Origin of the sequence: Pseudanabaena sp. Chao 1811 (genome assembly GCF_027942295.1) — a bacterium.
Lineage (GTDB): Bacteria > Cyanobacteriota > Cyanobacteriia > Pseudanabaenales > Pseudanabaenaceae > Pseudanabaena.
Genome location: NZ_CP101416.1, coordinates 2,103,676 through 2,118,514 on the forward strand (window position 1 = coordinate 2,103,676; position 14,839 = coordinate 2,118,514).

Below are 14,839 nucleotides of genomic sequence, written 5' to 3' on the forward strand. Positions count from 1 at the left end.
TTTATGTACATTTATAAAGTCTCTCTAAAGGTTTTTAGATCAATAATCAAAATTTGTTGAAAATATCCAATGTTTGATTTGCTTGATTTGTTGAATTGACTTTATGCTTGATTGCTCTATTTCCATTCATGTCTGATTGATTTGTTTGATTTATAGAATTAGTGAGCAGAACTAGCAACAGATTTTGAGAGCTAGCATTGCTAAACTCCAAAATTTGTGAGGAACATTTGAGTTGGATATACAGTCGATAATTAGGATATGCACGAAAGTATATGGGAAAAATTAAAATGACAAATCAAACTAGACGTTCTGGCACAGCCTTACTGGTTGCTGTTAGTTTTATTGGTAGTTCTGCAATTCCTTTAATTAGTGCAACATCTGCTTTGGCTCAAACTACATTTAATGATGTGCCTACTAACTATTGGGCACAGCCTTTTATTCAAGAATTAGCTTCCAGAGATATTCTTAAAGGGTTTCCTGACGGGGGGTTCCGTCCAAATGATCCCGTAACTAGAGCGCAATTTGCGGCGATTCTTAGTAAAGCTACTAACAAATCACCAATTCGTGGGGATGTATCGTTTGTTGATGTTTCTTCCAACTATTGGGCAGCTTCAGCAATTCAGAAATCATACACAACTGGCTTTATGTCGGGATACCCCGGAAATATTTTTGAACCTACCCAAAATATTCCTCGTGTCCAGATTTTAGTGTCTCTCGCTAACGGACTAAATTATTCCGCTAGCCAAGCCCCTGAAACAATTCTACAGACTTATGCTGATGCTTCGGGCATTCCGAACTACGCTAGAAATAGTGTGGCAGCAGCTACCGAAAATCGCTTGGTCGTGAACTATCCCAATGTTCAATTTTTAAATCCCAATCAACCAGCAACTAGAGCCGAAGTCGCCGCCTTTATTTACCAAGCGTTAGTTCGCTCAGGTCAAGTAACTGCGATCGCTTCACCCTATATCGTTGGTCAAACCACCACGACACCTCCAGTCCAAAATCAAGTCCGAATCCCCGCAGGCAATACAATTGCAGTGCAGTATTCCAAGGATAAAATCTTGTTAGGTCCTGATGAAAAAGTACCTTTGACTTTGACTGTATCGCAAAATATTGCGAATCCCCAAGGCATGATCTTGATTCCTTCTGGTACGCAAGTGGTGGGTGAATTGCGAACTGTATCAGGGGGCGCTCAGTTCTTTGCCAGTGAACTTGTCTTTAGTAATGGTAGACGTGTAGCCATCAATGGTACTTCCAAAGTAGTGACTACTACTGAGAAAGTTGATAAGGGTATTAGCGTTGGCAAAGTTGTCCAAAATGCCGCTCTCGGTGCTGCTGCCGCCGCTGCGATCGCTGCTGTAACTGGTGATCGAGCGATCGCTACTGAAGAAGTTCTTGGTGGTGCAGGTATTGCGACATTACTTGGTCTATTTTTAGGACGAGACAGCGTCACCCTCGCTTCTGTGAATCCAAATACGGATTTGGCTGTAACTTTAAATTCCGATCTATTGCTACAGTAGAACCTTTTATTTTTCCCTGTTTTTGTCATATTTAGAAAATAGAAGCTAATTCTAGTTTTCTATTCTCTAGAAGATGTCACAAAAATTTATTCCTAAAAGATCAAACTTAAAGAGTCTTGCTTAGCAAGGCTCTTTAGGTTTTTGTAACCTACGATAAAACTATGAGCGATCGCACAGAGATATTACGTCAATATATGCAGCTAGCTGGTATATCTAGCTTTCAATTACTAAGTGAGCGTACGGGGGTATCACGACGCATGATCGATACCCTTCGCAAAGGGAATGCGAAAACTTTAAAATATGTAGACCTAGCTAAGCTAGCGGAAGTCTTACAGATTGAATTAATAGAACTGATTGCCAAATTTATTAATCCAGATTTATCTAGCAATGATGAATCTACAGGTTCAGAGATCGCATCTTTGCGTGAGGAATATCAACGTTTACAGCAGACTTTAGCCAATCAACAACAAGAATTGCGATCGCAATTTGAAAGAGAAACAATTCAGCAATTAGAATCTCTGCTGCTGCAATTACCCTCAGCTGCCTATGCCGCGCAAAACAATCCTGATATGCTAGCAAAAAATATTTTGCCTTTATTGCGTCCTATCGATGCGCTCTTACAAAAATGGGGCATTACAGCGATCGGTTCCGTTGGAGAGGAAGTTGCCTACGATCCACAAAGGCATCAGTTAATGGAAGGAAGTGATGAGGTTGAAGAAGGTAGTTCTGTAATCATTCGCTATATCGGTTATATACAAGGGGAAAAGCTATTGTATCGAGCTAGAGTGGCAGTCAAGCAGTCTTAATAAACTCGCTGTTATCGCTGTAGCCAGTTATGTTAGGAGTCCAGAAAAGAGTTGTGACCCAAAGCGTCATAACTCTTTTCTAGGTTATCCAAAATCAGAGCTTAGCTACTTACTTTTGTTGTTACGTGGAAGGTTAGGTTCTACAGCCCTCACCCCTAGCCCCTCTCCCGCAGGAGAGGGGAACAAGAAAATAATATGGGTTCTGCTCCCCTTCTCCTGCGGGAAAAGGGGTTGGGGGATGAGAGTTCCATGTAACATCAGTTACAGCCTATTGAGGGAAAGAGTAGTACAAGATAAGCTAGGATAGCAAAACCCAAAAGAGAGTAAAAAATGGCACCTTACTCACTAGATCTCAGAGAAAAGATCGTAGCAAACTACGAAGCAGGAAATACATCGATTCGGGAAGTAGCGAAGCAATTTCAAGTCGCGACGAAAACAGTGCAAAAACTACTGAATCAATACCGAGAGACAGGAGAACTAAACCACAAACCATTAGGTAGTCCAATCAAAAGTCCCCTCGAAGCGCATCAGGAGAAAATCCTCGAAATTGTCTCAGAGCATCCAGATTGGACACTATGGCAGTACTGTGAAGAAGTAGCAGAACAAACAGGAGTATCAGTGACCACAGGCAGCATGTGCCGATTTTTCCAGAGGCATAACATCACTCTAAAAAAAAGACCTATCGCCATGAAAAGGTAAAAAGTGAGGCAGTACAACAGCAAAGATGTGAATTTTGGGAAGCATTGAATGAAGTGAAAGCTGAAGATCTGATTTGTATTGATGAAACGGGAGTATGGCAGGGGATGGAACGCTCTGTGGCAAGAAGTGAATGTGGCAAAAGAGTATTCAGTCTTCGTCCCTTTTACAAAGGTCAGAAATACACAATAATTGGCGCTATTTCAGTTGATGGGATTGTTTGCCTGAAAACGATTCAGGGTTCTATGAAAGGAGCAGATTTTCTCACCTTTGTCCAAGATGACCTAGTACCTAAATTACGTCCTGAGCATAGGATCATCATGGATAACCTCAACTGCCATAAAGTTGAGGGGGTCGCAAAAGCAATTACAGCGACAGGTGCTAAGATTTTGTACTTACCCACCTATTCTCCTGATTTTAATCCAATTGAGATGATGTGGTCGGTTCTCAAATATTTTATTAGATTGCTTAGACCTCATTCTCAAAAACTACTTCAGCATTTAATCAACGTTTTCCCTTACTTGTTAGAAAAAGATTTCTTCAAAAATTGGTTTACTAAGTGTTGTTACTGTACTACTTAATCCCTCAATGGACTGTACTTGATAAATGCTTTGATTATATTGAGTGCAATCACAACTATTCCAAATATCCAAACAGGAAGAAAAAAAAGCATTCCACCAAAGTTTTTTTGAAGTAGCCAACCTACAGATGGACGAAAACGCAAGCGGAATAGTAAATCTATCAGACTTAGAGAGCCGCCAATACAGCTCATAGTCACAGGATCGGCTAATTTGAGAACAAAAGCACCGATGAAGGCAATGGGATTGACTGCTACAAACATCATTAATCCCAGAATATTTCCGCGAATCATCTAAATCCCCATAGCTTCTTATAGGTAAAAAAATAAGAGGTGATGCCAAGCATCACCTCTTATTTTTAGCGAAATGGAATGATTTCCGCAATGACTCCAGCTTGGGTTAATTTCTGGACTAACTGAGTAGCCGCAGGGCGATCGCTATAGGCTCCTACTTGTAGCATTACTCTTCCGCTACGGGATAGACGAAATGCATCAGGAACAATGGTTCTTACCTTCTGCATCACAGATGGAGCAGTGCTAGGTACAATCACTCGATATTGGAATGGTTTGCCTGTCGTGGGATCAAGCGTTGCTGGTGGTAGAGCCGCCACGCGAGGGGAAGCATTGGAAGATGTAGGAGAGCTATATTCGCGTTCAATCGTGATCGTTGTTGGCGAATTATTACTAGAACTAGGATTGGTCGCAATAACGGGACTGGGGAGTATTTGGCTAGAGCTAGGAGGTTTTGCGGGGACAAATACCGTTGTTGGCGTAGGATTTGGTTTTGGTTGAATAGGAACAGCAACTGTTGGTGATACTGTTACTGGTTTCGTATTTGTAGGAACAGTAACTATAGGAATAGATGGAAGTGGTGAAGCATTTGTAATGGGATTAGTAACGGGCGATCGCGATGCTGTGAGATCGAGTAATCCCTTAACCTTGGTGCGATTGACTTGATTTCCGACAGCCACTATGGGAATAGTGGTGGCATTGTTAATGTCAAATTCACGATTGTTAAAGAAAGTATTATTTCCCTGCGAAGCTGTTGTACCTAGATCAGGACGTGGTGAACCATTACTACTACTGAGAATGACTAACCCATTACGTTGATTATCCGCGATCGCATTGCCGCGCAAAGTTGGCTGAGCTGTATTAGAAATGACGATACCATCGACATTACGCGAGATTTGATTATTAATCAGACTTACTTGAGAGGATTGTCCAATGGATAAACCAAAGCCTGTATTCTCAAAGCGGTTATCCCGAATTTCCCCTGTACTTGTACCGAGAGCCGAGATTCCACTACCCGTATTGCCAGTAAAGACATTTTTACTAATATAGGCATTAGCTGCCCCCGTTAAGAAGATGCCATCATGGGTATTGCGAATGAAATTACTATTGGTGATGACGACATTACGGCTTGACTCTAGCCATAGTCCATAACCGCGTGGATTACTATTTGTGACGGTAATTCCCTCAATGCGAGAGTTATTTGCGGCGACGATCGCAATATTTTGACTAGCAAAGGTGGAACTGACAAAACGCCCCCCGCCACTAATTACGACATTGTTGCCATTAACATTGGGATTACCCCGTAAAACTGCTCCTTTGGGTAATCGAATCGGAAAACTTTCACCAGTGGTTGCACTATAAGTACCTGCACCTAATTGGAAGATCGTGCCTTCTTGAGGATTGGCAGCGATCGCGGCGGTGAGGGTGCGGAAAGTTTGGGTTTCTGTACCTGCGCCAACGGTGTCAGCGCCTTGGGGTGAGACAAAAACTATTTTTTGAGGAGCATTTTGGGCAAAGGCGATCGATGGTGCGCCTAGGGCGATCGCTAGGGAGATACTAGAAGTGAGAGTAATAAGACAGGGAAACTTATTCATGGATCGATATCCTCAAGACATCTTGCAAACATGCATCCTTAGACTAGCAGGAAGTTGGTTTTGTTTCTAGAATTCGTCAGAATGTGAGGCTCACCCAGACGGGTGAGCCTCACATGAACCAGAATTTTTAGGATAGTCGCTCTGCAACTATCCTAAAAATAGAACTTAAATTGCTGTGCCCAGCAAATACAACAAACTCATCCGAATGGCTACTCCATTTGTGACCTGTTTATCGATTAAGCTCAGGCGCGGATCGTCCATCAAGTCAGAACTGATTTCTACACCACGATTTACGGGACCAGGGTGCAAGACTTGGACATTGGGCGCACATTTGGCAAGGCGATCGCGAGTGATGCCATACTTCGCATGATATTCGCGCAAACTGGGAATCAGGAATTGTCCCATCCGTTCCATTTGTAAGCGCAGAGTCATCACAAAATCGGCATCCTCAAGGGCTGGCTCTAGGGAATAATGGATTTTCGCGCCATATTCGGCAAATTCTGGTGGTAGTAAAGTCGGTGGAGCAGCAAGGTGGACATCTGCGCCATTGGTGAGCAGACTCCAGAGATTAGATCGCGCTACCCGTGAATGCAGAATATCGCCAACGATCGCTACTTTTTTGCCCTTAAGATCCTTTGCCGTGGGAGCCGTGGGATTGAGATACATGCAGAAGGTCAGCAAATCGAGCAAGGCTTGAGATGGATGTTCATGCTTGCCATCCCCTGCATTGAGAATTGCGACCTTGCCACTGAGGGCATCCATATCTTTGGCGATCGCTAAGGGTACACCCGCCGATTGATGGCGAATTACCATGATGTCCGTTCCCATCGCCAGAAATGTTCGTGCCGTATCGAGAATCGTTTCTCCTTTAGAAAGGGAGGAAGTTCCAGGAGCAAAATTGAGCGTATCCGCCGAGAGACGCTTGGCAGCAAGCTCAAAACTATTGCGTGTGCGCGTGGAGGACTCAAAAAATAAATTAGCAACAACTTTGCTCTGCAAGGTTGGTACTTTTTTGTTGCGGCGCGACAGAACTTCTAAGAAGCTAACGGCTGTCTGCAAAACCGTTTCGTAATCGTTCGGCGTAAAATCAGACAGCGAGATCACATGTCGTCGCTGCCAAGTAAGTTCAGTCATGGTGCGGTGCAGCTAGGAAATAAAGCGATGAGATAACATTGCGCCAACAGGGGCAGGGGCAACCATATCGTTAGGCAAGAAGGCGCGAGAGCTAACTAGTACTAGCGTAAATAGGAAGATTGCAAAAATAATAAATGGTGCAATGTACTGGCGAAAGAAAGGCACGGTTGTAGCGATGTATATGACTACTACATTGTAATCTGCGATTCTACCTTTGTAAGTAGCTGGTGATAATTAAAATTTTGGATGGCTCGGCTCTGCCGAGCCATCCAAAATTTGGTTAATTACTGATTTTACTTGGAACCCTCATCCCCCAACCCCTTCTCCCGCAGGAGAAGGGGAGCAAAACCCCTATTATTTTCTTGTTCCCCTCTCCTGCGGGAGAGGGGCTAGGGGTGAGGGCTTTACAGCCTTCCACGTAACACCAGTTAATTATGAATATTTGGCATGATCTTTTGCAAAGCCTCATCGGTGGAATTAAAGCTATTGTCATGTCCAATTTCCTGAAGTAGTCCACTGCGATCTAAAAGTTGTTCGACTTCAGGACGCAATCCACTCAAAATTAGTTGGCAATTATGACGCTGCAAATCGTGATAAATCTCTTCGAGGGCAACTAAGCCCGTTGTGTCCATACTCGGTACATAGCGCATTCTCAAAATTAAGAACTTGACTTCAGGAGCATCACGCAAGAAACTGACAAATCTCTCGGCTGCACCGAAGAACATTGGCCCGTCAATCCGATAGATGGCGATTTGTTTGCCAAATTCTAGGGGGATACCAGAGAGAAACGCACTATCTTCAGGCATTTTCACGAGGCTAAGTTCGCTCATGCGCTTGATAAAGAGAATTCCTGCGGCAATCAATCCCACTTCTACGGCTAGGACGAGGTCAAAGCAGACGGTTACTAACCAAGTCAGCAGCATCACCCCAAAATCAGCATAGGTGGTATGAATCAATAACCCGATCGCTTTCCATTCCATCATGCGGATACTGGTAATCATCAGGATACCTGCAAGGGCGGCGAGGGGAACCTGTGAAGCGAGGGGCGCAAATATTAAGACGATTAGGGCGAGGGCGATTCCATGAATCACTCCCGATAGCCGAGTTTTGCCGCCAGCACGGACATTGACCGCAGTACGCGCGATCGCACCCGTTGCAGGAATCCCGCCAAAGAACGGCACGACCATATTCGCTAAGCCTTGACCGATTAATTCCCGATCGCTATTGTGGCGATCGCTGACACTCATTCCATCGGCAACTACTGCGGCTAATAGTGATTCGATACTGCCTAGAGCGGCTAGGGCGATCGCAGGATTAATGAGTTCTCTGATTAATTTAAAGTCATTCCAGTGGGGAATCCCTTGCAGCATCGGCAAAGATTGGGGAATGATGCCAATGGTTGGTACTTCGAGCTGCCATTGGGATTTGGCAAAGACGGCGGCGAGGGTGGCGACGATTAGCCCAACTAAGGAACCGGGGATCGATTGATTAATGCGATTCCATAATAGTTTTGTACCAATGGTGAGCAGGGCTAAGGTGATCGCTAACCATTTATAGGCTTCTAAATTCGTGACGGTTTGCCAGAGGGCTTGGAGAAAATGCTCTTGATTTGGTAAATGTAACCCGAAGAAATTATTTAACTGACCACAGAAAATAATTACTGCGATCCCGTTGGTAAAGCCTGCGGTGACGGGGTAGGGAATGAATTTAACTAAGCGTCCTAATTTGGCAACACCGAGGGCAATTTGGATGATCCCCGCCATCACACCCGCGATCCAAACTTTTTCAAGCCCGTACTTAGCGACAATGCCCACTAAAACTACCGCCATTGCTCCTGTGGGGCCTGTAATCTGCACAGGTGATCCCCCAAAGATGGCAGCGACTACTCCTGCCACGATCGCTGTATAAAGTCCTGCTTTTGGCTCTACGCCACTGGCGACCGCAAAGGCAAGGGCTAAGGGCAGTGCTACGACTGCGGCGGTCAATCCTCCCGTCAAGTCTCCACGAAAGTTCGTAAATAGTCCCTTGAATGGATTATTGAAGGGATTATTTTTAGGACTTTGGATGTGATCTAAGCTGCCTACTTGTGTCATGAAATTTTCGTTACTCCAATTTTTGCAGTGATTCCCGCATTTCAATGACGTGATTGTGAAAAAGCTCTAGGGCTGCATCCAATACCTTAAAAATCGTGGCATCGCCGACGGAATAGTAGACAAAGTTGCCTTGCTTTCGCGATCGCACCAAGTTATAACGGCGCATTACGGCAAGCTGTTGGGAAACTGCCGATGGTTCTGCCTCAATTTGTTGGGCGATCGAGTTAACGCTTTGTTCACCGACGCGGAGGGCATCGAGGATTTGGATTCTGACGGGGTTGGATAAAACTTTAAACAAATCAGCCTTGAAATAGCTTGGTTCAAATGCCATATAAATGACCTCTAAATGACCTCATATAGCGAAGGTTTGTGTCCCCGCCTTTGGCGGGGACACAAACTACAACCTCATCACTTTACGAGATTGGGTTACAAGGGCAAAGGTACATTAAGCAAATTCTATATACTTAAAGATGTAAGTATTATAACCTATATATATTCAAAGTATTGCAGATAGTTTTAAACGAATGAGCTTGATCACCCTGAAACTCTTAGCTAACGTCAGTTCGGTTTAAGCTAGCGAATTTTAAAAGCCTAAAAGTAAAATCTTTGCGTAGCAAGGCTTTTCTTTTTAGGCTTTGAGAGAGGGTTTGCGTAGCAAATCCTCTTTTAAAAAGTAAAATCTTTGCTTCTAGTTTTGTGAAACTTGTGAACTTAATCTGAACTGGTGTTAGTTCGTTTTGATTAACTCCTGCACCCAGAATACAGCCGTAGCACTGAGAGCGGCGATTGTCCATTCAACCCCATTGAGAGGGACGGTTGATATAATTTCGCCAAACCAAGGGATTTGGATAAACATAACTTGGCAAACAGTGATGAAGGATATGCCCAGTAACAATGGTAAGTTTCTTAAAACCCCCTGACGGGCGATCGCGCAGGCATGGAAAACTTGACTGAAGACAAGGGTGATAAAAGCCATCGATCTCGCTTGGGAAAACATCGCCGCCTGTCCTTGATACTTCAACCAAAAGACTAGGGAAATAGCCGTGATTGTGGCAGTGACCGCCAGCAAAATCCGTAGATAATTGCTAGGGCGTAACATCGTTTGAAAGCGTCGGGCAGGCTGGAATAATAGACTCTCATGGGTAGGTTCTAAGACTAGGGGAAAGGAGACAATCGGTGTAGCGATCGCACCAACCCAGATTAATTGCAACGGAGGAATCGAGAATCCTGCGGCAGTGTCCATTAAAGTCAAAACTGCCAAGGTAAAGGCACTAGAGGCAGTGATTAGGGCTGTGCGTTGAAGGCGATCAAAAATGGCACGTCCTTCAAGAATGGCAATTGGTAAATAATGAAATTCTTCTTTGGGTAAAATCAGTCCCGAACTATCTTGCAATTCTTTTCGACAGGTGCGATCGCAAATTCCTACATCTGCCAAGCGTAGTAGCGGAATATCTTCAATATCATTACCAATTACAGCAACTGCATCCATCGATTTGGGGCGATCGCCTTGCCATTGGCGGATTCTCTCTTGTGGCGCATCAAAGTAGCTATGGGTTTCCACACCGATGACTTCCCCAAAGGCTTGAGCATCTTCTTCAGAAGTTCTCAATAGACCTCGCCACTCTATCCCCGCTTGATGCAAATTATCAAAACTCAAGATCACATCTGATTCCAAAATTGGCACAATTGTTGTCACTCTCGCTAAAGCATCCAAAATCGATGGAAACCTCGCCCAGATCCTCTGTCTAGCGAGATCACGCATTCCTAACAACTGTACCTGAGTTGCCATCCGCAACAAATTTTGAGGATAGGTACTAACGATTAAGGCAGCAGCAGTCATGGCATTGATGATAATTCCCCTATGCCATGCAAACGCGATCGCGATAATTGTTACTAATCCCAATAGATAGAGCCAGACTTGGCGCAGTTGACGTAGCTCAGCATGAATTGCTGAAAATGAGCGTTCTTTAATTAGTGAGATCTGTTCATAGGTGAAGCGTCCTGTAGCGATCACCACGCCCTTAGCTGTTCCTGAGGAGATTTCTGTTCCTGCATAAATCATATTCCCTCGCTCAAGGGCTGGTGTATTCTCCTCAAAGCCCAGAACTTGCTTGGGACAAATTGCCTCACCCCCTAAATTAGTTTGATTAACTAGTAAGTCTTCTGATACCTCCAGCAGTCGGAGATCGACATTAGGGCGATCGCCTGCTTTTAAGATCAATACATCACCAAGGACTAAATCCCGTAATGGTAGTTCCATTTCTTCATGATCGCGTAAGACGATGACGGAATTAGAAGTCTCATATTGACGACGCTGGGGGCGATCGCGACTAACTTTCTCTCTGGTTTTCATAGACCATAAAGAGATGCCAATTCCAATGCTTCCATGCAGGACTCCTACAAGGATCAATGCCCATCCTTCCGCTCCATTCCATTGTAAATAAGTTGCTGACCCCAGTAGCAAATAGGTCAAAGGATCGAGTAAAGGCTGTAAGAGAATTTTGCTAATAGGGCGCGATCGCGGTAGTTTATTTGCTCCCAAATGCCTTAATCTTTGCCTTGCATTGACATAGGATAAACCTTCTATCGAAGACTCTAAGGATGCCAATACCTGCTCAACATCCATATGATGCCAAGATTTTTGAGTGTCTGATAGAAAGTCAAATTTTGTCATGGTTTAATGCGTGGAACTTGCTATGGATAGCTATTGTTATAGCAATCCTAAATGGTTTGTGGAAGCGTACCCCTTCGAGGTACGCTTCCACAAACCTAAAAATCTACAAATGATTTAGGACTGTTATAGTTGATTGGTTGTCAGCAAATTAATAAAGCCAAAATCTTCTTTAGTTTATAGCAATAAGCAGCTCACATAGCTTAAACCGATTGTGATGCTGCCCAAGTAGTGGACGGCACAACAATTGTGGTTTTAAGCTTAATTTTGATGGTTGCAAATGAGCAAATAATTAGCTCAGGATAAATAACCTTGAAACCAAGAAATATGTTTCGCACGCGAAGCGTGCGAAACATATTTCTTGGTTCTCCCTTTGTGCTAGTATTGCCAACGCTTTGAGATGATTATGCTGAAATAAAAAATGACACAAGTCCATACTTATTCCGATTTACGCATAGGTCATCTAGTTAGTCGCTACAAGCGCTTTTTTGCAGATATAGAACTAGAAAATGGGGAGCTAATCACTGCCCATTGTGCAAATACAGGCCCAATGACGGGAGTATGTCAAATAGGAAGTCCTGTCTTGGTTTCCTATCACTCCAACCCTAAGCGCAAACTCGCCTATAGTTGGGAAGCAATTTATTTGGATAATGAATGGATTGGAGTGAATACGAGTCTTCCTAATCGGGTGATTGGACATATGCTCGATCGCCATTTGCTCCCAGAGCTAGAACCTTATACAACCGTGAAGAGTGAAGTGGCTTACGGTAATGAAAAGAGCCGTATTGATTTTCTCCTCACAGATGCTGCTAATGGAAAAAGAACCTATGTGGAAGTTAAAAATACTACTTGGTGTATGGGAAATTTAGCTTTATTTCCTGATACTGTGACGACACGCGGACAAAAGCACCTGCGCGAACTCATGTCGGTAATTTCGGAAGATACTGCTGCCGCTCTGATCTTCTTTATTAATCGTGGAGATTGCGATCGCTTTGCCGCAGGAGCAGAAGCCGATCCTGAATATACGAAACTACTCGCAGAGGCACTCACCCGAGGCGTTAAGGTATTAGCCTGTCGATTTAAGATCGAACCGACAAAAATCACTTATTTGGGCTTAGCAGATCTATAAACTCAAAGCTTAAGATCCTGAAATTCCAAAAAGTATGGAGTTGTATCACATACTTTTTGGATTATTGGAGTTCTAAGAATCTGTAAAGGGTCTCACAATTGTCCAGAATGTGTAAGGCACTCCGACGCTCAAAACAAAATAGACTGCTAATTCTGCCATAGGTCAATAGATGCGTACTATGTAAAAGTCTTTGTTTGCTGCGAGTATTACTCGATAGTTACCTACTATACAACTTTGTCCAAACTTTGGCTATCTCCATTTGGGGGATTTCATTTTGCTAAGAAGGTGCTGCCTAATTCTTGTAACTTCTTGTATTTGGTTGTAAAATTTTTCGCCAATTTATCCAACTTATGCTAGTCTGTCTGCCTGAAGGGGTTATTCCTAAAGATAAATCAATAAATTGTTTCTTATATAAGGAAGGGATATCTGTGAAAAATTTGACTAATTTAAGTAAGATACTGCTTGGCTTAACTGCCCTAGGTTGTGTATCCGCGATCGCCGTCCCCTCAGCCAATGCCCAGCCTGCCTATGGTAGCTACTTAGGGGCAGGGGCTAGTTTTGGGTTTACCAGTGGTAATTCTGCGGCGGGTGAAAGTTCTCGTACATCTGGTCTTATCGCTGCCCGTTATAAGTTTCTTGAATTTCCTGTTTCTATTCGCACGCAAATTTTAATTGGCAACAGTACCGCAGTTGTACCTACTGTTTCCTTTGATGTACCACTCAACTTTGATACAGATGTTTACATCGGTGCAGGGGTATCACTTTCTAATACCGTTGATACCACTCCCGTCGGCAACAAAAATAGTTTTGTTGTGCAACCAGGGATTGATTACACCGTACCTAATAGCAATCTAGTATTATTTGGTAACGTCATTTTTGCCTTTGATGCCTATCGTAATTCTCCAGGTACATCTGCAACTTCGTTGCAAACTGGTTTAGGTCTACGATTCTAGAAAGGTCGCGTTAAATGCTTTTGATACCTCTAAAAACTTCTTCATGCAAGATCTCGTAGCTGCGTTTGAGAGTCAGTTCGCTCATCAACAGTTCTCCGCCGCTTCAGCAACGCTTCAGCAATTGCTGTCAGATTTTCCTGACGATCCGCAGTTACGGATTTTGCAGGGTCGCCTCTATGATGCTATGGGCAAACCCAATGAAGCTGAGGAGATTTTTCGCCGTCTGCTTAAGGCTCAGTTACCTGCTAAGTTAATCGCACAGGCGCGTCAAGGCTTGCTGGCGATCGAGATGGCTGAGGTAAATGCTCGTCAAGGCAGGATTGATGAGTTATTAGCACTTGAGGGTGGTTCTAGTCTTGCCTATCTTGCGCTATTGCCAGTGACACCAGAGCGCAAAGACTGGGCGATCGCCAAAATTGCCCGCATTTTTCGTACTGATCCCTATACCGCAAGATTTAAAATCCCTAATCGCCATCCCAAAATTATTCGCACGGGGACATTGGCGGAGATGCGCGCCTATGGTGAAGATTTACAAAATTATGGCATTGCGGCGATTTGGTTAAGTATTGACGTGATCGCCAAGATTCCTGTTTACCAAGTTGAATATTTTAGTGAGTTTCAAGTTCACCCAAAAGCTGATCTTCAAATAAAGGCGATCGCAGGTATTGATGAAATTACTTTTGCTCCTCAAGATGTGATTGTGAAAGTAGAGGGGATTTTGCCAACCTTTGGTGATGTGGTGGTGGTCGATGCTAAGCACAAACTTGCCCGTAAGGAACAAATTTTAGATCGTGTCCATATTTGCGATTTACATCTGCGGAGTTACAAAGTGAATGGCAAAACTAGCGATCGCGCAGGGATTCTCCGCTTTCATGACAATCAGTACCGCTTTGAGTTTGGTTTGCAATTGCCTGTGGAGCGATCGCTCAAGCATATTGCCCCAACCGTTCAAGAACATTGGACAGAATTAAGTAAGTGGCTTACTCGAACGATGCCCAAGGCAAAAACTGCCAATGATTTTCAAAGTTTCGCGGAAATGGCAATTGTTTATCCAGAATTTTTAAATGCGATCGAGGTAACGCATATTAACCTTGATCGACCTAAGCCCAGTTTGTGGGACAACAGTTTTCAGCTATATAGCAGCACTATTTTTAGTTATGTCGATCTGGCAACTTAAATTAGGGACATGAGTAAGGAGCCGATTTTTGTGGTGCGGCGAAGCCGCACCACAAAAATCGGCTCCTTGTTAAATAGCTTTGACCCAAGAATTTAAGTTCTTGGCTTGTTTCCGTAAGTTTTATTAATTAATTTTCAGTACTGTAATCGCTGAAAAATAAAATTGGTTTTGATGATAATATTCGTAAAACTGTCTCA

At 43.6% G+C, this 14,839-nt stretch carries 12 protein-coding genes and 1 pseudogene; 7 read left to right on the forward strand and 6 right to left on the reverse strand.

The genetic code is table 11. From position 1 onward, the window contains the following. Positions 1-287 precede the first annotated feature (287 nt). The 4 genes and pseudogenes from NMG48_RS09685 to NMG48_RS09700 form a co-directional block, all read left to right on the forward strand. The gene (locus NMG48_RS09685; RefSeq protein WP_271255026.1) at positions 288-1,520 is read left to right on the forward strand and encodes an S-layer homology domain-containing protein; all 1,233 of its coding nucleotides are present in this window, start codon (positions 288-290) and stop codon (positions 1,518-1,520) included. Between the two features lie 161 nt (positions 1,521-1,681). Beyond that, positions 1,682-2,326 (forward strand): nucleotide exchange factor GrpE, encoded by a 645-nt coding sequence (grpE, locus tag NMG48_RS09690; protein WP_271255027.1) that lies wholly within the window; start codon positions 1,682-1,684, stop codon positions 2,324-2,326. Positions 2,327-2,656: 330 nt separating this feature from the next. Further along, a complete protein-coding gene (locus tag NMG48_RS09695; RefSeq protein ID WP_271251623.1) occupies positions 2,657-3,025 on the forward strand; it encodes a helix-turn-helix domain-containing protein in 369 nt (122 codons plus the stop codon). 29 nt (positions 3,026-3,054) lie between these two features. Then, positions 3,055-3,603: pseudogene (locus tag NMG48_RS09700) on the forward strand (transposase); the annotation flags it as partial. Here the strand turns inward: NMG48_RS09700 and NMG48_RS09705 are convergent. The 6 genes from NMG48_RS09705 to NMG48_RS09730 all read right to left on the reverse strand — a co-directional run bounded on the left by NMG48_RS09705 (position 3,600) and on the right by NMG48_RS09730 (position 11,386). Continuing rightward, complete coding sequence (locus tag NMG48_RS09705) at positions 3,600-3,893, reverse strand: hypothetical protein (RefSeq protein ID WP_271255028.1); 294 nt, start codon at positions 3,891-3,893, stop codon at positions 3,600-3,602. The pseudogene NMG48_RS09700 and the gene NMG48_RS09705 overlap by 4 nt on opposite strands. Before the next feature lie 65 nt (positions 3,894-3,958). Continuing rightward, positions 3,959-5,485: a DUF1565 domain-containing protein gene (locus NMG48_RS09710; protein ID WP_271255029.1), complete on the reverse strand. Its 1,527-nt coding sequence runs from the start codon at positions 5,483-5,485 to the stop codon at positions 3,959-3,961. A 165-nt stretch (positions 5,486-5,650) separates the two neighbouring features. Next, positions 5,651-6,619, reverse strand: a complete 969-nt coding sequence (locus tag NMG48_RS09715; protein WP_169363238.1) for an aspartate carbamoyltransferase catalytic subunit — start codon at positions 6,617-6,619, stop codon at positions 5,651-5,653. A 428-nt stretch (positions 6,620-7,047) separates the two neighbouring features. Then, complete coding sequence (locus NMG48_RS09720) at positions 7,048-8,712, reverse strand: SulP family inorganic anion transporter (RefSeq protein ID WP_271255030.1); 1,665 nt, start codon at positions 8,710-8,712, stop codon at positions 7,048-7,050. A gap of 10 nt (positions 8,713-8,722) precedes the next feature. Beyond that, entirely contained in the window at positions 8,723-9,043 is a 321-nt protein-coding gene (locus tag NMG48_RS09725) for an ArsR/SmtB family transcription factor (protein WP_271255031.1), read from the reverse strand. Positions 9,044-9,439: 396 nt separating this feature from the next. Beyond that, positions 9,440-11,386, reverse strand: a complete 1,947-nt coding sequence (locus tag NMG48_RS09730) for a P-type ATPase (protein WP_271255032.1) — start codon at positions 11,384-11,386, stop codon at positions 9,440-9,442. Between the two features lie 418 nt (positions 11,387-11,804). Here NMG48_RS09730 and sfsA point away from each other — a divergent pair, with 418 nt between their 5' ends. From sfsA to NMG48_RS09745, 3 genes are all read left to right on the forward strand, one after another. Beyond that, entirely contained in the window at positions 11,805-12,512 is a 708-nt protein-coding gene (sfsA, locus tag NMG48_RS09735) for a DNA/RNA nuclease SfsA (RefSeq protein WP_271255033.1), read from the forward strand. Positions 12,513-12,940: 428 nt separating this feature from the next. Further along, on the forward strand, positions 12,941-13,465 hold the full coding sequence (locus NMG48_RS09740; RefSeq protein ID WP_271255034.1) for a hypothetical protein: 525 nt from the start codon (positions 12,941-12,943) through the stop codon (positions 13,463-13,465). A gap of 43 nt (positions 13,466-13,508) precedes the next feature. Further along, the gene (locus NMG48_RS09745) at positions 13,509-14,642 is read left to right on the forward strand and encodes a tetratricopeptide repeat protein (RefSeq protein ID WP_271255035.1); all 1,134 of its coding nucleotides are present in this window, start codon (positions 13,509-13,511) and stop codon (positions 14,640-14,642) included. Positions 14,643-14,839: the final 197 nt, after the last annotated feature.